This is a genomic window from Chryseobacterium sp. GM_Chr_2 (assembly GCF_026540445.1).
GTDB lineage: Bacteria > Bacteroidota > Bacteroidia > Flavobacteriales > Weeksellaceae > Chryseobacterium.
The window spans coordinates 60,769-82,569 of the sequence record NZ_JALNUD010000012.1; the positions used below are offsets into that span (position 1 = coordinate 60,769).

The following is a 21,801-nucleotide window of genomic DNA, read 5'->3' on the forward strand; positions in this document are numbered from 1 at the left end:
TTGTTTTTTATGATAAAAAAAGTTAAATATCTATGTGGTATATTTAAAAAAAAATTAAATTTGTTGAAACAAAAGTATTATGAGAAGATATCTACCGTTTTTATTATTTTTAGTTTCATCAAATTTCCTTTTTTCACAAAATGCTCCCCCCAGAAAAGTTAACACTAAACCCAGAAATCTAGATAAAAAAGCAGGCGCTTTTATAGATGTAAATGCACCAGGCTATGCAGAATCGGCTTACACCATTACTCAATTGGTAAAAGACGTATTGATATCTTCGGGTACCAACTCTTGTGTTACTCCAAGTGTGTCGAATGTGGTGGTTAACCCTGGATTGGCGGCGAGTAATCCTAACAGAGCTTGGGGATATTTTAACAGGGCTACAACGGCTTTTCCGTTTAAAGATGGAATTATTCTAATGACGGGGAAGGCGAGTGAAGCAGGAAACTCTTATATAGATTATGATACGCCTATCAGTACTTTGGGATTCAATTTAGGAACTCCAAGTGATCCTGATTTGGTGGCTGCTACCAATCCTTCAGTTTCTTTGCAGGATGCGGCAATCTTAGAGTTCGATTTTATACCGACCTCTTCTCAGGTTAAGTTTAATTATCTTTTTGCCTCTGAAGAATATACGGGTACTTTCCCTTGTAGTTTTTCGGATGCATTTGCTTTATTGTTAAGACCTTCTTCGGGCGGTCCTTATATTAATATGGCTGTTCTTCCTAGTGGAGCGGGGCCTGTGAGTGTAACAAACATCAGACCTGATACTCAATTTAACGGAAGCAACCTGTATTGCGGTGCTGTGAATCCAACTTTTTTCGCAGGATATAATAACGCAAATATAGAAACCAACTTCAGCGGTCGTACTATACCTCTTACTGCTACTGCAACAGTAGTACCGGGGCAGTCTTATCATTTTAAAATGGTAATTGCAGATGCTACGGATAGAAGTTATGATTCAGCTGTTTTCCTTGAAGGAGGATCTTTCAACATTGGTGTTGAATTATTAGACCCAAGTGGTGCTACGTTACCTCCTTCGGTAAATGTTTGCGACAATATTCCACAGGTGATTACGGCTTCTGTAAGTGATCCTAATTTATTATATCAGTGGTATAGAGACGGTGTAGCATTGCCTGGGGCAACTTCTAACTCAATTACGGTAGTTACACCGGGAGATTACGAAATCGAAGTTTCAGTTCCTGGAAACCCTTGTCCGGGTAAAGCATCTATTAAGGTAATCGGAGGGTTTACTCCATTGGCGCAAGATGCAACGTTACTGCTTTGTACAACGCCGGATATTACTACTTATGATTTAACACAGGCAATTCCTTTAATTAGTCCAACGCCAGGTGCTGTTTTCTTTTTCTATGAAAATCAAGCAGATGCTTTAGCTCAAAATGGAAATTATATTACCAATATTTTAAATTATAATGGAACTGACGGTCAGATTTTATATACCGTAGTTTCAAACGGACTTTTCTGTAGCAAGCTGATCGAATTAACCCTAGCAAAAGAACCTGCGCCAATAGCTCAGGTAACTTCAAATAGAGTTAAAGTTTGTCCGGGAGAATCTGTAAATCTAAAAGCAACTGGCGGTGCAACTTATCTATGGGAAAACTTCCCGGGTACAGGTGATACTCAAACGGTAACTTTAAATCAAACAACAACATTCAAAGTATATGCGATAGGGCCAAAAGGATGTAGATCTTTAAATCCTGCAATTATTACAGTAGAAGTTACCGATGAGCTTACAAGCCCTTTAAGAGATGTGCAAGTATGTTTAGGAGACAGAGTAACATTAGATGCCGGAGCGAATCCTAAATATAAATATCTATGGAGTACAGGTGCAACTACACCAACAATTGAGGTAAATCAATGGGGAGTGTACACGGTAGAAATTGATAATGGTTTCTGTAAGAAAATATTTGAAGCTAAAGTAATGGCAGCACCAATTCCTTATTTTACTTATATAAGCTATGATAACGATCATAATTTAACTTTAACAGCTGAAAATCCACCGATTAATAATATTACGGGTGTGTTGGAATATTCAGTTGATAACGGAATTACTTGGCAGGAATCTAACGTGTTCTCAGGTCTTTTAGATAATACAAACTATACAATTTTTGTAAGAGTAAAAGGAACTTCTTGTATGGGAACGATTGATTTCTTTACATTAATGATCAATAATATCATTACTCCGAACGAAGATGGTGTAAATGATGTGTTGGACCTTACAACGCTTACGAAATACAAAAACTTTGTAGGTTCTATTTATGACAGATACGGTGTTGAGATGTTTAAATTCTCCAAAGAAACCCCAATCTGGAACGGAACAGTAGGAGGTAAGAGACTGCCGACAGGTACATACTGGTACAAATTCAATTTCGACTATGATAAATCAAAAGCGAAAATGGAAAGAGCAGGATGGATCTTGCTTAAAAACAGAGAATAATTTGTAACAGATAATGCAACAAAAAAGCCTTTCAGATTTATTTTGAAAGGCTTTTTTTATTTGATGAAATTTTTGAATTCCTACATCAATTCAATCTTTACATCAAAAGAAATTATTGATTTTCTTTCCAAAGTTGAGTAAAGGCGATGAAATCTGCAACGCTCAATTCTTCCGCTCTTTTATCCATAAATTCATGAGTTTTTAAGGCTTCAGGAATATTCAATGGCTTTAAAGCATTCGACAGTTTTTTTCTTCTTTGGTTGAATCCCGTTTTTACAATTTGCTTAAATAATATTTCGTTTCCGGCTAAGCCTTCTTTTGGATTTCTTGTTAATCGGATAACTCCAGATTTTACTTTCGGTGGCGGATTAAACACGTTTTCATGCACTGTAAACATATAAGAAGTATCGTAATATGCCTGAATTAAAACAGACAAAATTCCATAATCCTTAGTTCTCGGAACCGCGGCTGTTCTTTCTGCAACTTCCTTTTGAAACATTCCTACCATTTCAGGAATCAACTCATAATGATCGATGATCTGAAATAAAATTTGCGAAGAAATATTATAAGGAAAGTTTCCGATGATGGCAATTTGTTCGTCTCCTATAAAGGCAAAATCCTGCTTCAGAAAATCTCCTACAAAAGTATTTTCTGTGATTTTAGGATAGTTGTTTTTCAGGTATTCGATAGATTCCGTATCAATCTCTGCAAGGTAAGTCGTTTGATCTTTTTCCAGTAAATATTTGGTAAGAACTCCCATTCCGGGGCCTACTTCCATAACGTTATTATAGCCTTCAAAACTAAGACCTTCTACGATTTTTCTTGCGATGTTTTCATCCGTCAAAAAGTGTTGACCAAGATGCTTTTTTGCTTTTACACTCAATGTTTTTTATGATTTTATTAACAGTGATTTTCTCTTTTTCGTTCCCAAATTTCGGAAGATTTTTTCTATTTTAGCCAAAAATTTTAATATTAATGGCTAAATCTGTAGATGAATTTAATAAGAAAAGGCTTCGTTCCAGCAATATTACAGTGGTAATAAGTATTGCCTTAGTGTTATTTTTGTTAGGATTAATGGGGCTTATTTTAATTAATGCTCAGAAATATTCCGACTATATCAAAGAACAGCTTGTAGTAAATGCTTACTTTGATGAAAATTATGATGCCAAAGATTCTGTAAAAATTGCAAAAATGGAAGCTGAAGTTCTGAAAGAAGTACAGACGTTGGCTCCCGTAAAAAAAGCGACTTATATTTCCAGAGAAGTGGCATCTAAGGAAGCTAAAAAAAGTATGGGAATTGATACCGATGCACTTTTCGAAGAAAACATTTTCCCATCATCTATAGAAGTTGCGTTAAAACCTGAATATGTAGATCCTGCAAAAATTGACGGTGCGATTAAGGTGATTAAAGCCGTTCCGGGAATTCTGGAAGTGAAGAACGACAGTACTTTAATGGTAGACGTTTACAATAACTTAAGCAGAATTTTAAAATGGATCTTAGGCTTCTCTATCTTGTTCTTGATCTTGGCGGTTGTGTTGATTAACAATTCTATCCGTCTGAAAATATTCTCAAAAAGATTTATCATTAAAACCATGCAGTTGGTAGGTGCGAAGAGAAGATTTATCTTAAAACCATTCATTATCGAAGCTATTGTTTTAGGGGCTATCGGTTCTGTGATCGGGCTTTTGGCATTGTTTGGTGTGTGGTATTATTTCACAAGCCAGATCGGTTCTGCCTTCGTTCAGGATACTAATCAATATTTCTGGTTGGTAATTTTAGTCCTTGGTGTGGGTATTTTTATTACGGTTTTAAGTACAGTTATTGCAACTTGGAGATTCTTAAGATCAAGTGTAGACGATTTATATTACTCTTAATAAAATGAGCAAAAAAACAAATAAATTTTCCGCAGAAAGCTTCGGTAAAGAAACTGCTGAAACGCCACAGGAAAACACTTTTTATTTCGGACAGCAAAACTTCAAATGGATGCTGATAGGATTAGCATTTATCGTTGTCGGTTTTCTTCTGATGATGGGTGCTGATGCCAATACGGTAGACGGAAAATTTGATCCGCATTCGTGGAATGAAGATATTTTTTCCATCCGCAGAATCAGAATTGCACCGCTATTTGTGGTCATCGGTTTTGTCATCGAAGTATACGCGATTTTAAAAAGAAAATAGAAAATAAATTTTTATTTAAAGATTAAGAAATTCAGAGATTTGGGCAGTGTGTTCTAAATTTCTCAATTTCTTAATCTTTTAATTTTAGATAAATTATGGATTTAATCAATGCAATCATCATTGCCATTATAGAAGGTCTTACAGAGTATCTTCCTATTTCTTCCACTGCACACATGGGTTTCACAGCCAATCTAATGGGGCTTGAAGAAACTGAATTTTTAAAAATGTTTCAGGTTTCTATTCAATTTGGAGCTATTTTATCAGTTGTTGTGGCGTACTGGAAAAAATTCTTTGATCTGAATAATTTACAGTTTTATTTTAAGCTTGCTTTTGCGGTAGTTCCTGCATTGGTATTAGGTTATTTATTTGATGATAAGATTGAAGCTGTTTTAGGAAATCAAATTGCTATTTCATCCGTTTTGGTATTGGGTGGAATTGTTCTATTGTTTGCTGATAAATGGTTTAAAAATCCAAAAATCGACGACGAAAAAGGAATTACAATAAAAAATGCCGTAACCATTGGTTTTTGGCAATGTCTTGCGATGATGCCGGGAACGAGTAGAAGTGCGGCTTCTATCATCGGTGGTATGGCTCAGGGATTAACTAGAAAAGCAGCGGCTGAATTCTCTTTCTTTTTGGCGGTTCCTACGATGTTGGCGGTTACAGTTTATTCCGTTTTTGTGAAAACTTGGGGGAAAGAAACTCCAAATCCGCAAAAAGGATATGAAATGATTTTGGCTTCACAAGATCACATTATGATTTTTATTGTAGGAAATGTGGTGGCGTTTATTGTAGCATTAATTGCCATTAAAGCCTTCATCGGAGTGTTGAATAAATATGGTTTCAAACCTTGGGGTTGGTATCGTATTTTTGTTGGATTAGCTTTGTTGATTTATTTTTATTTCTTTAAATAAGCTAACAACTAAAAACCATCAACTAACAACAATTTTTTCTTATAATTAATGACAGCTGAAGATTTACAATCAGGACACATTTTTTTATTAGACAAACCTTTGGATTGGACTTCATTTCAGGCAGTCAATAAAATGAAATACAAACTCAAAAGAGAGTTTAATTTACCAAAAAAATTCAAAATTGGTCATGCGGGAACGTTAGATCCACGTGCAACCGGGCTTCTTATTGTTTGCTGCGGAAAATTTACCAAGAAAATCCCAGAAATACAGGATGCTCCCAAAGAGTACTGGACTGAAATAAAAATTGGCGTTCAGACAGAATCTTACGACACCGAAAAACCTGAAATTCTTCATCAGGATATTGCTCATGTTACAGAAGAAGCGGTTAACACTGCTTTAGAGAAATTTATTGGTGAAATCGATCAGAAGCCACCTGTATTTTCAGCTATTAAAATTGATGGACAAAGAGCTTATAATCTGGCCAGAGCTGGTGAAGAGGTTGAAATGAAATCCAGAAAAACAACTATTCTTTATATTAAAGATGTAGAGATTAATTTTCCGTTGGTAAGTTTTACGGTGGGATGCTCTAAAGGTACTTATATCCGTAGTTTAGCTCATGATATCGGGCAGGAATTAGGTGTTGGAGCTTATCTTACCCAATTGAGGAGAACAAAAATTGGCGACTATAAAATTGAAGATGCAACATCTGATTTTTTAGAAAACGAGTTCAGATTTGAAAATACGATATGATAAAAAATCTATTTTTATTACTTACTTTATCCAGCTCAATGCTGGTTTTTTCACAAAATACAGAGACTAAAAAGCAATCGATGGGGTTTTATTTTAATCCTTCGGTGAATGTTGGTCTCAATTTAAAAAAAGACAGAAATACAGATTATAATTCTCAATATGTTCAACAGGAAATTCCGCGCAAATTGACGTACGGAATTAATGCAATTGGCGGTTACAATTTTCTTCCTAACTTTGCAATTGGAACTGGTTTTCGATATAGCTTTATGCAGGATAATTTCCATTTAATTTATTGGGTTATTCAGCCGAAAATTATCTTTGAACCAGGAGATCGCCCGTTTTATATTGATTTGAATTATGGAAAGCAATTGAATAATGCGGTAGTTAATAATTCTGAATTTTGGGGCGGAAGATTGGGAATGCAGGTTTCTTATTCGAAAAGATTGAGTCAGGAAGGAGGAATCTTTTTTGAAGGACATAAATTAGGAAGTTCTAACGCTACATATGTTGGTTTAAGCTACGGAATTACAATTTTCAGCAATAAAAATTATACAGGTTACGGAGAAGATTAATGGAAAAAACACGTATTAATAAATATTTATCAGAAGTTGGATACTGCTCACGAAGAGCGGCAGATAAACTTTTGGAAGAAGGAAGGATAAAAATCAACGGACAAATTCCTGAGTTGGGAACAAAAGTTTCCGATGAAGATGTGGTAGAAGTTGACGGAAAACCTATCCGCGAACCTCAGGAAAAGCATGTTTATATTGCGTTCAATAAACCTGTTGGAATTGTTTGCACTACAGATTCAAAACGTGAAAAAAATAATATTGTCGATTACATCAATCATCCAAAAAGAATTTTCCCGATCGGGAGGTTGGATAAGCCGAGTGAAGGATTAATTCTTTTAACAAGTGATGGAGATATCGTTAATAAAATTCTAAGAGCAAAGAATAACCACGAAAAAGAATATTTAGTACGAGTAGATAAGCCCATTACACCAAAATTTCTTGACAAGATGAGAAATGGAGTTCCCATTTTGGATACGGTTACAAGAAAATGTGAGGTAGAAAAAATTGATGAAATGAATTTCAGAATTGTACTTACCCAAGGTTTGAACCGACAAATCCGCAGAATGTGCGAACATCTTGGCTATGAGGTGAAAAAATTAAAGAGAGTTCGTATCATGAACATAAAATTAGATCTTCCAATCGGAAAATGGAGAGATCTTACAGAAGATGAATTTTCGGTTTTAAATAAAAGCTTAGAAAGTTCAAGCAAAACATTTTAATAATAATTGTCTTCAATTTTGAAATAAAAAGTTTCGGCTCCGCTTTGCGGAGCCGAAACTTTTACCAATATATTATTTAACATAAAGTCGCATCCTTTCTTCATATTCCGGTTTTAGTTTCAAAAATTTCCAAATTTTCTTATCATCGGGATAACTGGTGCGATAGAAAATTATTTTATCAGCAGAATATTTAAAATACGGATGATTTTTCAGCCATTCTTCAGGAGCATCAACCAAAGTATATTTCTCAATTTCAGAAGTGTTTAATTGGCAAGTTGAAATTAATTTCTGAACCAATTCTTTATCAATATTATAAGTTGTCAAAATTTGTTCTTTAGTGGCAAATCCGCCGAGTTTTTTTCTGAAACCAAGCATAGAACCAGCGGCTCTTTCGTCTAAGCCGAATTCTAAAAGTTGCTTGAACGTAATTTTATTTAAATCTACTTTTGAAAAGTCTGTTTTTTCCTGTTTAATTTCTGCTTTTGGGGCTGATTCTGTATTCTTAGCAATTGTAGCTGAATTAAGCTTTATATAGGGTTTTAATTCATTAAATTTTTCTTCCGAAATCACAAAACACTTTTGGATATCTTCTACATTTTTAAAGTTTCCTTTTAGGTTTCTATCTCTGTAATTTACAATCACTTTGGCCTGACCTTCTGAAAAACCCAGTTTTTGCCAACCTTGAATATCTAAAATATTAGGATCAAAATTGCTGTAATTGATTTTACTTTTTTCTGAATTGAAATTTTTAGCAAAACCTTTAAAATTTGCAGGTGTTTTTTCTGGAAGAATAAGATAAGGTGCTAATTTGCTGTAATTTTCATCATTAATAATAAAACACTCTTTAAACTTTTCTTTGCTCACAAAACTTCCTCCCAAATAGTTTTTATACTTTAAAATAGCTTCCGACTGTCTTTCGCTGAAACCTAATTTTATCCAATCATTTACAGAATAATGGTCTGGATTAAATTTTGCGGAAATACTTATTGATTTCTTTTCAAAAGCTTTAAATCGGTCTGATTTAGCATCTCTATTAGTTTCTGGTAAAATAATATAAGATTTCAATTCGGAAAATTTCTCCGCGGAAACGGCAAAACATTTTTTGAATTGTTCTTTGGAAATAAATTGTCCGCCAACCACTTTCTTATAATTTAAAATGGTTGCAATTTGCTTATCAGAAAATCCTAGATTTTCCCATTGTTTTTGATCTAAATCATTCGGATTAAATTCTGATAAGGCAATATGTGAAGCACTTTTCGTAATAAATTTAATATCAGAAAAGTCTTCTCTGCCTTTGCTTGTAAATTTTTGAAAGACAAAAAAGATAAGGAGTAACATCCCCATGAATGCCATTTTCTGGTAATAGTTTTTTTTCATTCAGTTAAATTAAATATAAAAGATTATCGAATGCAATAGGTTGATAATGATTGCTTTATTTTGAAAAGTGAATTTTACAAAAGTGATTTTAAAATTACGTTAAAATGTATGTTTTCTAGAATAAATTAAAAAAGGCACCTTTTTAAGGTGCCTTTTTGTATATTTTGTATTCAATTTACTCAGAATCGGGTTCTGATAAAGAATCTTTAAGCTTTAAAAGTTCTGCTTTTACAAATTCTAAACGGTCGATCAGTGTAATCGTTTCAGATATTTTACTGTTGGTCGTAAGAGCAATGCGGGCGCCGTCTAAGGTGTAGCCTTTCTCTTTCACCAAATGATAGATGATTTGTAGGTTTTTAATATCTTCGGGCGTGAAATATCGGTTTCCTTTTTTGTTTTTTTTAGGCTTGATAATAGGGAATTCCTGTTCCCAATATCTTATTAATGAAGTGTTTACATCGAATGCTTTGGCAACTTCTCCTATAGAATAATATAATTTATCAGGTAAATTTATCTTCATTTTTAAAATCCTAAAGTTCAAAGATAAAACTTTTTTAAGTTTTGAGGAAAATATATGCATTTGATTATCATGATTTATTGCCTGGTTATCTTCGTTTATCATTAATTTGAATCTGTTTTATTCCATAGTCTGATAAAGAAATATACTTTTGAAACCCGTTGTGCATTTTAAAATATACTTGATTTTAGATTGTTGATTTTTTGTTTAAATAGTTTTATTAATAAATTGAACAATTGTAAGAGCCGTAATCTTTGCTAAAACTCTTGTTTTGAATCCTTCAAATGTTTTTGCATAAGTGGTTGGGCGAAAAAACCTCTATTTGGATAATACTATTCACCTTTACCTATTTTATTCCGACAATTAAAAATAATTCCTATTTTTACAATTAACTTTTAACCAAAAATGGTCAATCTATTTTAGAATATGACCCAAAAATAGACATGAAAATAAAAAAAATAGTATTTAGCATATTAGCCGCTCTTGTTTTAATGATATCAATATTCCTTTATATGAATAAGGATAAATTTGTCTATGTAGGTTCTGTAGATATTATTGAAGTCGACTGCAGCAAAAAACGTCAAATCTTGAGTGAAGTTTTAGAAAGTGACCAAAGGATTAGAAAATCGAATGAAGTTATTAAATACGCTAAAGAAGACCATAGGAATCAAGAATTAGTGATTAGCATTATTGAAAAGTGTGGTATGCCAACATTAAAGGAGGTGGATCAAAGACAAATGGATGCAATCTGGTTGGGACTGCAACATAGTACTAAAGAAATCAGAAAAAAGTATTTTCCGCAAATAGAGAAAGCAGTTGAAAACGGAGACTTATCTAAATCACAATACGCATTGATGAAAGATAGGATGTTAATGGACGAAGGGAAACCCCAAATATATGGTTCACAAATAGAAAATGGTAAATTGTATAAACTAGAAAATCCTGAAACGGTGAACGAAAGAAGAAAAGAAATAGGAATGGAGCCAATAGAGGATTATTTAAAGAATTTCAATATTCAGTTCAATCCGAATTAACAACTTATTTCTTTGTATTCATAATGCATAACGGGTACTTTTAAAGTTAATTATCAGGTAACCTAATTTTAATGTAAAATATAGACGGTAACGATTGTTAATCCTTATTTTTATACCTACATTTGATTAAAATAATAACTGCATTGGATTCTATTTCGGTACTTAATATAGACTTGTTTCAGAAGGGAAAGAATACTTCTGATTTCTATTTTAGTACAGTGCGGAATCACTTGATTGTAGGTCATCGGCATCTCGAAAAAGCGCATCGACACGACTTTTACGCTACGATTTTATTTACGAAAGGAAGTGGAGTTCATGAGATTGATTTTCAAAAATATACGGTAGAACCCGGAAGTTTGTTTTTTATGTCGCCCGGGCAGATTCACAGTTGGGAACTTTCTAGTGATATTGAAGGTTATCTTTTCTTTTGCCTTCAAGATTTTTACGAACTTCATTATGTGAACCAAAAACTTCGCAATTTTCCTTTCTTCGGATCAGTTAATTTTCCCCGAAAACTTCAGTTAAATGAATTGGAATTAAATGAAAATTTAACCTTATTTCAAGAGTTGGAAAAGGAATATCATGCCCAAGATATCATGAAAAACGGACTGATGCTTTCGTTGATGTCTAATATTTTCATTAAATCTACAAGGCAGTTTTCCAGAGATTTTGATCATCTGGCGTCATCGGCAAGTCTTTCTTATTTTAAGCATTATCAGGAGTTTGAAACGCTGGTTGAACAGTATTTTACAAAAGAAAAAAGCATCACTTTCTATGCGTCATTAATGAATATTTCATCCAAACATTTAAATCGAATTATGCAAACGGTTGTTCAGAAAACCGCAACCGATGTGATTACGGAAAGGGTAGTGCTGGAAGCCAAAAGAATGTTGATGTATCTCGATGAAAGTCTCGTAGAAATTGCTTTTCGCTTGGGGTATGAAGAATATTCTTATTTTGTGAGAGTATTCCGAAAAACTTCCGGAATGACTCCCACGCAATTTATTAAAAAATACAAGGCTTAGTGGTTTATAGTTTTTGGTTGATGGTTGATAGCATATCCGTAAATACTCAAACACTCTGACTCTCCAACCCTAAAACCCTCTCACCCTAAAACATCACAGCAGCAATTTAAAAGGTCCTTCAAAAGTCGTTTCAAAAGAGGTTACCATTTCTCCTTTTTCATCAAAAACGCCGATTACTAGATTTTGTTTGGAAAGTTTTATTTCTTCTTCAGGGAAAGTGATGTTGATGTTGCCTTTCAGAATCTGATCGCCTTTCAAAATAATTTTACTGGAACCGAAAAATTCAATTTCTCCGTTTTTCGGACTTAAAATTTTTATCGTTAAAACTTTCTTTTCATTTGTTTTATTCAGGAAAGTGTAGATAAAAGTGTTAGTTATTCTGCCTTCTTTTACAAAAAATGTTGATCCGGCAGGTTTAATGAATTTCGCTTCCATAGAACCTCGATCGTACATCAGAAATCCTAAAAATCCTATCAATAAAGCAAGAAAAACAGCAGTTACTTTCATTCTTGAAGTAAATTTGAATTTCTCCTGATTTTCAATTTCCGCCTCCGTAGCATATCGAATCAACCCTTTCGGAAGACCTACTTTTTCCATCACTTCGTCGCAGGCATCGATACAAGCGGTACAGTTTACACATTCCAATTGTTGTCCGTTTCTGATGTCGATTCCTGTTGGACAAACCACTACACATTGATGGCAATTGATACAATCACCTTTTTCTGCCGCTTTTCGGTCTTCATTATTTCTCCATTTTGAACGGTTTTCGCCTCTTTTAAAATCGTAATACACATTAATGGTCTGCTTATCAATTAAAACACCCTGAAGTCTTCCGTAAGGGCAGATCAACGTGCAAACCTGCTCGCGAAGCCATGAGAATACAAAATAAAAAGTAGCGGCAAATCCTACCATTCCAAGGAATTTTAATGAATGGTCTAAAGGTCCTTCTGTAATAATTTTGAAAACCTCTTCATAACCTACAATATACATGAACATGAAGTTGGTAATGATTACCGAAATCAGGACAAAAACGGACCATTTTGTCACTCTTTTTCTGATCTTTTCTGAGTTCCATTCCTGTCTCTCCAGTTTCATCTGTTTGTTTCGGTCACCTTCAATCCAATATTCAATTTTTCTGAAAACATTTTCCATGAAAATGGTTTGCGGACAAAGCCAACCGCAGAAAATTCTTCCGAAAACCACCGTGAAAAGCATGACGAAAATAACCGATGTTACTGCTCCCAAGGCTAATATGAAAAAATCCTGCAGGTAAAAAGGCTGCCCGAAAATGAAAAATCGCCTGTCAATCACATTAAACAAAAAAACAGGATTGTTATTGATTTTCAGAAAAGGTAATCCGAAAAATAAAAACAATAGAAAATAACTTGTGTAATCTCTGTAATTGGTATATTTTCCTTTAGGTTTTCGTGGAAAAACCCACTTTCTTTTTCCGGTTTGATCCATTGTTCCTACCGAATTTCTGAAATCATCATAATCTATGTCAGCGGCAGAAAAATTGTCGGATGGTACACTCATCGTCTTAAAATTTTATAATAAAATTGAGATATGAGCATTTTTCATATATAAACAAATACTCATTTTAAAAATTGCAGCGAAGAAAATTGTTGAGTTTTCTTCTTATGCAAAGCTCTTAATTAAATCATTTTATTACTAATATTATCTACTTCTAAAATGGGATTATTCGGACATTTTTAAAATATCATTCAATGTTTCAAAATGAGAAAATAATCTTTGAATCTGTTGCTACATATCGTAAATTGTGCTCCTTAAAATTGTACGTAATGAAAAATATCTTGAAAACAGGCTATATTGGTTTGGTTTTAGTATTACTCAACTGTAAATCAGTAAATAGTAGTACTATGTTTTATGAAGATGTAAAACCGGAAAAAATTTCGGATCAATTTAGTTTTACGGAAGGGCCGTCTTCGGATAAAGAAGGAAATGTGTACTTCACCGATCAGCCGAATGATAAAATTTATTATTGGGACTGGAAAACGAATAAAATTATTCAGTTTCTGGATAAAACAGGCCGTGCCAACGGAACGCATTTCGATAAAGATGATAATTTAATTACCTGTTCAGATGATAATGGGGAAATGTGGAAAATATCTAAGGACAAAAAAATTCAGGTATTATTTAAAGATTTTGAAGGCAAAAGGCTGAATGGTCCCAACGATGTCTGGAATGACGAATTCGGCGGAATGTATTTCACAGATCCTTTATATGAAAGAGATTATTGGGTGAATTTTAAGCAGGAAATTCCTAATAAAAGTTTGTATTACAGAAATAAAGAAGGGCAAATTTCAAAATTGGAAACCTTTACACAACCCAACGGAATTGTAGGAAGTGAGAAGTTTAAAAAATTATACGTTTCAGATATTGATGCCGGAAAAACCTATGTTTACGATATTCTTGGCGAAGGAAAGCTATCAGAAAAGAAACTTTTCTGTGAAATGGGCTCCGACGGAATGACCCTAGATAAGCACGGAAATTTATATTTAACCGGAAAAGGCGTTCATATTTTCAACCGCGACGGTAAGAAAATCTATCACATCCCGATTGAAGAAGAATGGACATCCAACGTAACATTCGGGGGAGAAAATAATGAAACTTTATTTATCACTGCTTCAAAATCGGTGTATACTTTACCGACAAAAGTAAAAGGGGTGAAATAATTTGAGGTTGAGATTAAGGCTGAGGTTAAAACACAACGTTAACTTTAAACCTTAATCTCAACCTTAACCTTAATAGGCAACCTCCATTTTCACTTTCTTGCCTTTCAGCTTTTCATGAGCGAGTCTTTTCAGCACATCGTTCACGCGGTTTCTGGCAACCGCAACATAAGAAGTATTATCTTTTACTTCGATTAATCCAAGTTCTTCTTTTTGAAGATCTCCTTTTTTCAGCAAATATCCCACGATATCCACTTTATTCACTTTATCTTTTTTTCCGGCGCTGATGTAGATCGTCTGGAAAGGTGTTTTTTCAGGAACTTTGGTAAATCCTACCACACTTTCTTCGGGAACATCGTTTTTTATGAAAGGGAAATTGTCTTCTTCTTTCATAATTAGGTACGCAAAACCCTTCGCATTCATTCTCGCGGTACGTCCGTTTCTGTGGATGAAAGCATCTTCTTTTGGAGGAAGTTGATAATGTACAATCGATTCAACTTCCGGTACATCCAAACCTCTTGAAGCTAAATCTGTAGTGATTAAAATTCTCGCAGAATCGTTTCTGAATTTCAATAAAGCACGTTCTCTTTCGTCCTGTTCCATTCCGCCGTGGAAGGTTTCTCTGTCGATTCCTTTTTCGCGCAATAGCTCAGAAATACGATCAACGGCTTCTCTGTGATTACAGAAAATTAAGGTTCTTTTATTCCCGATCTTGCAAATTAAATTGAACAAAGTATCCAGTTTTTCCTCGGAAATCGTCATTACTTTTCTCAACTTAATATCCGGTTTCGCTTCACCTAATTTCAGGAAATCAACCAGTTTTTCATTTTTCAAGCCTGTAAAAGCCGGAATTTCATCCATCGCGGTTGCAGAGGTTAAAATCCTTTGTGAAAGACCTTTCAAAGAATTAGAAATAAATTCCATATCATCGTGAAAACCAAGTTCTAAAGCCTTGTCAAATTCATCCAAAACCAAAGTCTGAATGGTTTTCGGATCAAAATTATTATTTCTTAAATGATAAACCACTCTTCCAGGAGTTCCGATTAAAACAGCCGGAGCTTCAATTAAATTATTAACCTCAATCTTTTTATCATGACCTCCATAACAAACCGAAATCTTAAAATCCGTTCCCATAGATTTGAAAACCTGCTCAATCTGCAATGCCAATTCTCTTGCAGGAACCAAAATTAAAGTCTGAATTCCCGAAGCATTTTTCTTAAGATTTCTAAGAACCGGAAATAAAAAAGCCAGCGTTTTCCCCGAACCGGTAGGAGAGAGCAGCACAACATCCTGTTGATTTTCTGTTGCTTTGAAGGTCGATTTCTGCATCTGATTCATCTCCTGAATCTGCAGTTTTTGATAGATTGATTCTAATTCCATTTTGCAAAGATAAGGATTTAGTTGATGGTTGATTGTTGCGTGTTGATGGTTTGGAATTTAATGTTCAAAATTCTAAGTTTAAAGTTTAATGTATTTATTATTCACGATCATGAAGTATCCAATCACTATCAACCAAAAACGATCAACCATCAACGATTTTAGGAGCTATTTCCGGCTTTTCACTATATCTTTTGGGTTACGGCCTTCGCTTCGCTCCGGCCGCAACCCAAAAGGATGCCGTTGCAATCCGGGCTAGGGATGAAGTATGTAATTATAAATGGTCTGCGCATCATTTATATTTATCGAAGGTTAAAATCCCTTCCTCTCTGCAAATAATGATGCTTCGACAGGTTCGGCATGACAACGCTAATACCAATGTAGTTTAATTAATATTTGATTTTCAGTGAGTTATGCTTATTTTTAACATAGTTGTAATTATTGGTTATCTCAAATAAAATACCTATCTTTGCACCCACTTTTGTGGCGAAAAGGTTTGATGAGTAAATTACTTATAATTAATAACTTCCGTATTTTTCAATTCACATTTATTCAGACCGTTGAAAAAGAAGGAATACAAATTTTATTAGAAAATGTCAAAAGAGACAAATTCAGCAGAGGTTTTATTAAACCAAAACGTAGCACCAGAACAATTTGATTGGGATTCTTTCGAATCAGGTCTTGATGCAGATGCGAGAAAAGAAAAAAGCGATTTAGAAGAAATCTACAACGGATCTTTGAACAACCTAAGCGATAACGACGTTTTAGTTGGTAAAGTTGTAAGATTAACTGATAAAGAAGCTATCGTAGACATCAACTTCAAATCTGAAGGTGTTATTTCTCTTAACGAATTCCGTTACAACCAAGGCCTTAGTGTAGGTGACGAGGTTGAAGTAATGGTAGACAGAAGAGAAGACAAAACAGGTCAGTTACAGTTATCTCACAGAAAAGCTAGAACGCTTAAAGCTTGGGATAAAGTAAATGAACTACACGAAACTGGAGAAATCGTTAACGGTTTTGTGAAGTCTAGAACTAAAGGTGGTATGATCGTTGACGTACACGGAATCGAAGCATTCTTACCAGGTTCTCAAATTGACGTTAAGCCAATTAAAGATTACGATCAGTTCGTAGGTAAAACTATGGAGTTCAAAGTTGTGAAAATCAACCCTGAGTTCAAAAACGTAGTTGTATCTCACAAAGCATTGATCGAAGCAGATATCGAAGGTCAGAAAAAAGAGATCATCGCTCAGTTAGAAAAAGGACAAGTTCTTGAAGGTACTGTTAAGAATATTACTTCTTACGGTGTATTCATCGACCTTGGAGGTGTTGATGGATTGATCCACATTACAGACCTTTCTTGGTCTAGAGTGAACCACCCATCTGAAATCCTTGAGGACGGACAGACTGTAAAAGTTGTTATCCTTGACTTTGATGATGAGAAAACAAGAATCCAATTGGGTATGAAGCAATTAGAAGCTCACCCTTGGGATGCTCTTTCTGCTGACTTGAAAGTAGGTGACAAAGTAAAAGGAAAAGTAGTAGTTCTTGCTGACTATGGTGCATTCGTAGAAATCGCTCCAGGTGTAGAAGGATTAATCCACGTTTCTGAAATGTCTTGGTCTACTCACCTGAGATCTGCAGGTGACTTTGTAAAAGTAGGTGACGAAGTAGAAGCTGAAGTACTTACTTTAGACAGAGAAGAAAGAAAAATCTCTCTTGGTATCAAGCAATTAAGCAAAGATCCATGGGAAAACATCGAAGCTAAGTATCCTGTAGGATCTAAGCATGTAGGAACTGTAAGAAACTTCACTAACTTTGGTGTATTCGTAGAGTTAGAAGAAGGTATTGACGGATTAATCTACATCTCTGATCTTTCTTGGACTAAGAAAATCAAGCACCCATCTGAGTTCTGTGCAGTTGGTGATAAATTAGATGTTGTTGTTCTTGAACTAGACATCCAGGCTAGAAGATTATCTTTAGGTCACAAACAATTGACTGACAACCCTTGGGATGCATTCGAAACTAAATATGCTGAAGGAACTGTACACACAGGAACTGCTGTAGAAGTTCACGATAAAGGAGCTTCTGTACAATTCGAAGATGCTGAAGTTGAAGCTTTCTGCCCTTCAAGATTATTAGAGAAAGAAGATGGATCTAAAATCAAGAAAGGTGAAACTGCTGAATTCAAAGTAATTGAATTCAACAAAGAATTCAAGAGAGTAGTTGTTTCTCACACAGGTATCTTCAGAGACGAAGAGAAGAAAAACGTAAGAGAAGCTTCTAACAACAGATCTAACAATGTATCTTCTTCTTCAAACGAAGAGAGATCTACTTTAGGAGATATCGATGCATTAGCAGAATTGAAAAGAAAAATGGAAGAAGGTAAATAATCCTTAGTTTCATTTTAAAATATGAGCCACTCGTTTGAGTGGCTTTTTTTATGCTTGAAAGTTTAGATTTTGATTAATTAAAAATATTTCAAATTATTTCACGATATAAAGAAAAATATATTATTTTTAACATAACTTAATTAACAAAATTTTTAATCCATGAAAAAAACATTTCTTTTGTTTCTGTTGGCATTAAGTATGTCTTTCGGAAAACTTTCGGCACAGGCTCCGGGCAGCGATTACATTATCTTATTAGACAATGGCTTTTCCATCAATGTTCAGACTTTCAGTGAAATGAAGCTGGCTGCCAGCAAATTTATCGAGTCTTTATTGTCTTGCAATCCTAAAAATAGAGTAGCGGTAGTACATTATGGCGCTGGTTTATATGGTGCTCCTAACACAGGCTTTATGCCAAGGATTTATATTGAATCTGATTTTACTAATGATCACATAGCGGCAACAAATTTTCAAAGAAGATTATACTTTGGAGATCAGTTTCATGAGGCTTTAGGATTGGTGGGAGATGCAATAGATCACAATCCTAATCTTAGTATCATAAGTCCGCAAACGACATTAAATTTAGATCATCATCAGCCTTTGCACATTATTACTTTTACTGATGCAAGTCGAAATACAGGTACAGCTCCTATCAATAGATCATATTTGGTAAACGAAGCTAATACCAACTTTAATAATGATGGAGCATTTGTAAATGTTACTAAATTCAAAGCTGCAAGGGATGCCAGATTTGTTATGTTCCATTATACTCCGACTCCAAATCCTACAGCTCAAAATGCGGCGGCTGTAATTTCAAGTCCGGGAGGTACTTATATGGGAGCACTTGAGAATTTTCCTGGTGATTTCGATGGTGGAATAACTCCAAGAATGTATTATAACAGAACCAATGGTTTTAGTTTATATCAAACGGAAAGTAATCTGTGGGTAGAAACGGCAAACAGTATTTGTAATTCTACAGGTTTGGGACAAATTACGTCAATGTTCTACGAACCAAACGGTTGTGGATTAAACGGAATGCAGGCTGTAAACTGGACATATTCTTTGCCAGTAGGTGCAACTTTGGATGGTTTTAAACTTGAGATTATTAATAATGATACCGGAGATGTTTATCCTGTGGATTTGAGTAATGTTTCACAATGGGGAACTACAGGGCAATACTATAATTATCTGTATCCTGCTGATTTTGGCGCTTCTTCCGCAGCAGGAGCCACTGGCCAATATAGATTAAGGTTGAATATGTTTTATACACTCAACGGGAATACAATCATGGTGAGTAATTATAATAATTATCCTTATTTTGATTATGATATTGATTTAAGCTGTGTTTTAAGATCTGCTTCAAAAGCTGAAACTACGCCTTTATTCAAATTAACTCCGAACCCGACGGATGGTTTATTTAAAGTAATTTTAGATAAAAACATTACTTCCGGAACATTACAAGTGATGAATGTAAGTGGTAATGTAGTTTACAATAAAGCTTTCCGAGGAGAAAAAGAACTGGAAATTGATATTCATTCTCAAAATCAGGGAATTTATATTGTGAAAGTGGTTTCTGATAAAAATGAAGTGTATACTGAAAAGTTAATTAAAAAATAAGCATTTTTAAAATATATTGTTTTGAATCGGCGCAAGCGAAGCTTGCGCCGATTTCGTTTATCTATCATATTAATCTCCGCTATTATTTTGAATTTTAAGTCGTACCTTTGCAGGCTGTTCAAAAAAAATTATGAAGAAGAATATATTAAAAGGAGTTTTATTTGTAGGAATTGGAGCCAGTATATACGGTATGTTGGCGACTTTCGTAAAATTAGCTTATGAAGACGGTTACACAACTTCAGAGGTTACCACATCACAGTTTATTTTAGGATTGGTAGGACTATTGATTCTGAATATTATCCAGACCATTACCTCAAAACAAAAATTATCCTCGCCAACATCCAAAGAAGTAAGAACATTGCTATTGGCGGGAACGTCTTTGGGATGTACAAGTTTATTTTATTATATCGCCGTTCAATATATCAATGTTTCAATTGCGATTGTTTTGTTGATGCAGTCCGTTTGGTTTAGTGTGGTGGTTGAAAGTTTCTTAACTAAAAAATTGCCCAACGCAAGAAAAGTTGTTTCTGTTATCATTGTTCTAGCCGGAACTATTTTGGCTACAAACCTTATCAATACAGAAATAGAACTCGACTTCAAAGGGGTTTTCTGGGGATTAATGGCGGCTGCTTCTTATACCTTAACGATGTTTACATCCAATACATTAGCAACGCATTTACCCGTTTTCCGAAAAAGTTTTATTATGCTTTGTGGAGGTTCAATTATTATTTTTGCCTTCTTATTTTTCGCGCAAATCGGACCTTTACATTTTGATGGATTAAGATCATTTTACTTAAATTTCACTGAAAACACAGAACATATTCACAGTTTCAATTATTCAATTCTGTGGAAATATGGATTGATTTTATCACTTTTTGGAACTATTATTCCGCCGATTTTATTTAATGTCGGCTTCCCAAATGCAGGTTTAGGATTAGGAAGTATTGTTTCGTCCTTGGAACTTCCGGTTTCTGTGACGATGGCTTTTGTTTTATTAGGTGAAAAAGTAATCATGATTCAATGGTTGGGAATTGCTTTGATTCTTTTCGCCATTGTTTTAATGAATCTTCCAAAAAAAGAAGAAAAGGTAGTTGAATTTTCTTAAATAAATGATAATTAACACATACGAACCGTTTCTTTTGAAGCGGTTTTTTTATTTTTATATAAATTAAATTTTTTATGAAAAATTTTAAAAATGCTGCTGTAATTATAATGCTATCGATTTCATCAAGCTTTATGTTTTCTCAGGTAAAGCCTTTAGATGCAGAATTATCTAATTATAAATATCCTTATGAAGTCCATTTTTTGAATCTGAAATCTCAAAATAATGATTTGAAAATGGCTTATATGGATGTAAAACCCAAAACATCCAACGGAAAAGTGATTATGCTTCTTCACGGGAAGAATTTCAATGGAGCCTATTGGGAAAGAACGGCTAAAGATCTTTCAGATAAAGGTTTTCGAGTGATTGTTCCGGATCAGATCGGATTTGGAAAATCTTCAAAACCTCAGAGTTATCAGTTTTCATTTTCACAATTGGCGGATAATACAAAAGCGATTTTGGATGAACTTAAAATTGATAAATTAATAGTTTTAGGACATTCAATGGGAGGAATGGTTGCCACAAGATTTACTTTGCTTTATCCGAATATGGTTGAAAAATTAATTTTGGAAAACCCGATTGGTTTAGAAGATTACAAAACTTTTGCCTCATATCAAACCATAGATCAAGCCTATAAATCTGAGCTTAAAAATACGGCAGAAACCTATAAAAATTATCAATTAAAGTTCTATTACGATAATAAATGGAAAGCAGAATATCAACCTTGGCTGGATTTAATTGCAGGCTGGACTTTACATCAAGACTATCCAAAAGTAGCTTGGGATGCGGCCTTAACATCGGATATGATTTACAATCAACCGGTTTGTTATGAGTTTAAAAATATCAAAACTCCAACCTTGTTAATTATTGGAACAAGAGATAGAACGGCCATAGGAAAAGACAGAGCTCCAAAAGAATTGCAGCCAAAAATGGGACAATATCAAGAATTAGGAAAGAAAACGCAACAACAAATTGCAGGTTCAAAATTAATTGAAATCGAAAATGTGGGACATCTTCCTCACATTGAAGTCTATGATAAATTTTGGAATGCGTTGTATGAATTTATAAAGTAGGGAGGCC

At 34.2% G+C, this 21,801-nt stretch carries 19 protein-coding genes and 1 pseudogene; 14 read left to right on the forward strand and 6 right to left on the reverse strand.

Features of this window, described 5'->3' with window-relative positions:
• Positions 1 to 79: 79 nt before the first annotated feature.
• Positions 80 to 2,458 (forward strand): choice-of-anchor L domain-containing protein, encoded by a 2,379-nt coding sequence (locus tag OXQ85_RS17015; RefSeq protein WP_267406012.1) that lies wholly within the window; start codon positions 80 to 82, stop codon positions 2,456 to 2,458.
• Positions 2,459 to 2,570: 112 nt separating this feature from the next.
• Here OXQ85_RS17015 and rsmA read toward each other — a convergent pair whose 3' ends face one another.
• Positions 2,571 to 3,341 (reverse strand): 16S rRNA (adenine(1518)-N(6)/adenine(1519)-N(6))-dimethyltransferase RsmA, encoded by a 771-nt coding sequence (gene rsmA, locus OXQ85_RS17020; RefSeq protein ID WP_267406014.1) that lies wholly within the window; start codon positions 3,339 to 3,341, stop codon positions 2,571 to 2,573.
• 92 nt (positions 3,342 to 3,433) lie between these two features.
• On the opposite strand from rsmA, the gene OXQ85_RS17025 reads away from it, so the two are divergent.
• The 6 genes from OXQ85_RS17025 to rluF all read left to right on the forward strand — a co-directional run bounded on the left by OXQ85_RS17025 (position 3,434) and on the right by rluF (position 7,592).
• On the forward strand, positions 3,434 to 4,333 hold the full coding sequence (locus OXQ85_RS17025; protein WP_267406016.1) for a permease-like cell division protein FtsX: 900 nt from the start codon (positions 3,434 to 3,436) through the stop codon (positions 4,331 to 4,333).
• Positions 4,334 to 4,337: 4 nt separating this feature from the next.
• On the forward strand, positions 4,338 to 4,637 hold the full coding sequence (locus tag OXQ85_RS17030; protein ID WP_267406018.1) for a DUF3098 domain-containing protein: 300 nt from the start codon (positions 4,338 to 4,340) through the stop codon (positions 4,635 to 4,637).
• Between the two features lie 95 nt (positions 4,638 to 4,732).
• Positions 4,733 to 5,551 carry an undecaprenyl-diphosphate phosphatase gene (locus OXQ85_RS17035; protein WP_267406020.1) on the forward strand — a complete coding sequence of 273 codons (819 nt, stop codon included), beginning with the start codon at positions 4,733 to 4,735 and terminating at the stop codon, positions 5,549 to 5,551.
• Positions 5,552 to 5,599: 48 nt separating this feature from the next.
• A complete protein-coding gene (gene truB / locus OXQ85_RS17040; RefSeq protein WP_267406022.1) occupies positions 5,600 to 6,301 on the forward strand; it encodes a tRNA pseudouridine(55) synthase TruB in 702 nt (233 codons plus the stop codon).
• Positions 6,298 to 6,873: a hypothetical protein gene (locus OXQ85_RS17045; protein WP_267406024.1), complete on the forward strand. Its 576-nt coding sequence runs from the start codon at positions 6,298 to 6,300 to the stop codon at positions 6,871 to 6,873. Before truB ends, OXQ85_RS17045 begins: the two co-directional genes overlap by 4 nt.
• On the forward strand, positions 6,873 to 7,592 hold the full coding sequence (gene rluF / locus OXQ85_RS17050) for a 23S rRNA pseudouridine(2604) synthase RluF (RefSeq protein ID WP_267406026.1): 720 nt from the start codon (positions 6,873 to 6,875) through the stop codon (positions 7,590 to 7,592). Before OXQ85_RS17045 ends, rluF begins: the two co-directional genes overlap by 1 nt.
• Positions 7,593 to 7,664: 72 nt before the next feature.
• On the opposite strand, the gene OXQ85_RS17055 is transcribed toward rluF, so the two are convergent.
• The 3 genes and pseudogenes from OXQ85_RS17055 to OXQ85_RS17065 all read right to left on the reverse strand — a co-directional run.
• A complete protein-coding gene (locus OXQ85_RS17055) occupies positions 7,665 to 8,969 on the reverse strand; it encodes a helix-hairpin-helix domain-containing protein (protein ID WP_267406028.1) in 1,305 nt (434 codons plus the stop codon).
• Positions 8,970 to 9,144: 175 nt separating this feature from the next.
• Positions 9,145 to 9,489, reverse strand: a complete 345-nt coding sequence (locus OXQ85_RS17060; RefSeq protein ID WP_267406030.1) for a MerR family transcriptional regulator — start codon at positions 9,487 to 9,489, stop codon at positions 9,145 to 9,147.
• A gap of 167 nt (positions 9,490 to 9,656) precedes the next feature.
• Positions 9,657 to 9,783: pseudogene (locus OXQ85_RS17065) on the reverse strand (IS982 family transposase); the annotation flags it as partial.
• A gap of 146 nt (positions 9,784 to 9,929) precedes the next feature.
• On the opposite strand from OXQ85_RS17065, the gene OXQ85_RS17070 reads away from it, so the two are divergent.
• Both OXQ85_RS17070 and OXQ85_RS17075 read left to right on the forward strand, forming a co-directional pair.
• A complete protein-coding gene (locus OXQ85_RS17070; protein WP_267406031.1) occupies positions 9,930 to 10,520 on the forward strand; it encodes a DUF6624 domain-containing protein in 591 nt (196 codons plus the stop codon).
• Positions 10,521 to 10,642: 122 nt separating this feature from the next.
• Positions 10,643 to 11,545, forward strand: a complete 903-nt coding sequence (locus OXQ85_RS17075; RefSeq protein ID WP_267406032.1) for a helix-turn-helix transcriptional regulator — start codon at positions 10,643 to 10,645, stop codon at positions 11,543 to 11,545.
• A gap of 93 nt (positions 11,546 to 11,638) precedes the next feature.
• Here OXQ85_RS17075 and ccoG read toward each other — a convergent pair whose 3' ends face one another.
• Entirely contained in the window at positions 11,639 to 13,081 is a 1,443-nt protein-coding gene (ccoG, locus tag OXQ85_RS17080) for a cytochrome c oxidase accessory protein CcoG (protein WP_267406034.1), read from the reverse strand.
• Positions 13,082 to 13,347: 266 nt separating this feature from the next.
• Between ccoG and OXQ85_RS17085 the strand changes: the two genes are divergently transcribed.
• Positions 13,348 to 14,241: an SMP-30/gluconolactonase/LRE family protein gene (locus tag OXQ85_RS17085; protein ID WP_267406036.1), complete on the forward strand. Its 894-nt coding sequence runs from the start codon at positions 13,348 to 13,350 to the stop codon at positions 14,239 to 14,241.
• 69 nt (positions 14,242 to 14,310) lie between these two features.
• Here OXQ85_RS17085 and OXQ85_RS17090 read toward each other — a convergent pair whose 3' ends face one another.
• Complete coding sequence (locus tag OXQ85_RS17090; RefSeq protein WP_267406038.1) at positions 14,311 to 15,618, reverse strand: DEAD/DEAH box helicase; 1,308 nt, start codon at positions 15,616 to 15,618, stop codon at positions 14,311 to 14,313.
• Positions 15,619 to 16,208: 590 nt separating this feature from the next.
• Here OXQ85_RS17090 and rpsA point away from each other — a divergent pair.
• From rpsA to OXQ85_RS17110, 4 genes are all read left to right on the forward strand, one after another.
• Positions 16,209 to 18,005, forward strand: coding sequence for a 30S ribosomal protein S1 (rpsA, locus tag OXQ85_RS17095; RefSeq protein ID WP_267406039.1), 1,797 nt, complete (start codon positions 16,209 to 16,211; stop codon positions 18,003 to 18,005).
• 159 nt (positions 18,006 to 18,164) lie between these two features.
• Positions 18,165 to 19,619: a T9SS type A sorting domain-containing protein gene (locus OXQ85_RS17100; protein ID WP_267406040.1), complete on the forward strand. Its 1,455-nt coding sequence runs from the start codon at positions 18,165 to 18,167 to the stop codon at positions 19,617 to 19,619.
• Between the two features lie 127 nt (positions 19,620 to 19,746).
• Positions 19,747 to 20,724, forward strand: coding sequence for a DMT family transporter (locus OXQ85_RS17105; RefSeq protein WP_267406149.1), 978 nt, complete (start codon positions 19,747 to 19,749; stop codon positions 20,722 to 20,724).
• A gap of 74 nt (positions 20,725 to 20,798) precedes the next feature.
• A complete protein-coding gene (locus OXQ85_RS17110; RefSeq protein WP_267406041.1) occupies positions 20,799 to 21,794 on the forward strand; it encodes an alpha/beta hydrolase in 996 nt (331 codons plus the stop codon).
• Positions 21,795 to 21,801 lie beyond the last annotated feature (7 nt).

What these genes read in the sequence shown, in the direction of transcription:
- OXQ85_RS17030 (WP_267406018.1), top strand. Translation starts at nt 4,338, where the DNA reads ATGAGCAAAAAAACAAATAAATTTTCCGCAGAAAGCTTCGGTAAAGAA.
- OXQ85_RS17015 (WP_267406012.1), top strand. Translation starts at nt 80, where the DNA reads ATGAGAAGATATCTACCGTTTTTATTATTTTTAGTTTCATCAAATTTC.
- OXQ85_RS17070 (WP_267406031.1), top strand. Translation starts at nt 9,930, where the DNA reads ATGAAAATAAAAAAAATAGTATTTAGCATATTAGCCGCTCTTGTTTTA.
- ccoG (WP_267406034.1), bottom strand. Translation starts at nt 13,081, where the DNA reads ATGAGTGTACCATCCGACAATTTTTCTGCCGCTGACATAGATTATGAT.
- OXQ85_RS17100 (WP_267406040.1), top strand. Translation starts at nt 18,165, where the DNA reads ATGAAAAAAACATTTCTTTTGTTTCTGTTGGCATTAAGTATGTCTTTC.
- OXQ85_RS17110 (WP_267406041.1), top strand. Translation starts at nt 20,799, where the DNA reads ATGAAAAATTTTAAAAATGCTGCTGTAATTATAATGCTATCGATTTCA.
- OXQ85_RS17035 (WP_267406020.1), top strand. Translation starts at nt 4,733, where the DNA reads ATGGATTTAATCAATGCAATCATCATTGCCATTATAGAAGGTCTTACA.
- OXQ85_RS17025 (WP_267406016.1), top strand. Translation starts at nt 3,434, where the DNA reads ATGGCTAAATCTGTAGATGAATTTAATAAGAAAAGGCTTCGTTCCAGC.
- OXQ85_RS17045 (WP_267406024.1), top strand. Translation starts at nt 6,298, where the DNA reads ATGATAAAAAATCTATTTTTATTACTTACTTTATCCAGCTCAATGCTG.
- OXQ85_RS17085 (WP_267406036.1), top strand. Translation starts at nt 13,348, where the DNA reads ATGAAAAATATCTTGAAAACAGGCTATATTGGTTTGGTTTTAGTATTA.
- truB (WP_267406022.1), top strand. Translation starts at nt 5,600, where the DNA reads ATGACAGCTGAAGATTTACAATCAGGACACATTTTTTTATTAGACAAA.
- OXQ85_RS17090 (WP_267406038.1), bottom strand. Translation starts at nt 15,618, where the DNA reads ATGGAATTAGAATCAATCTATCAAAAACTGCAGATTCAGGAGATGAAT.
- OXQ85_RS17060 (WP_267406030.1), bottom strand. Translation starts at nt 9,489, where the DNA reads ATGAAGATAAATTTACCTGATAAATTATATTATTCTATAGGAGAAGTT.
- rluF (WP_267406026.1), top strand. Translation starts at nt 6,873, where the DNA reads ATGGAAAAAACACGTATTAATAAATATTTATCAGAAGTTGGATACTGC.
- OXQ85_RS17055 (WP_267406028.1), bottom strand. Translation starts at nt 8,969, where the DNA reads ATGAAAAAAAACTATTACCAGAAAATGGCATTCATGGGGATGTTACTC.
- rpsA (WP_267406039.1), top strand. Translation starts at nt 16,209, where the DNA reads ATGTCAAAAGAGACAAATTCAGCAGAGGTTTTATTAAACCAAAACGTA.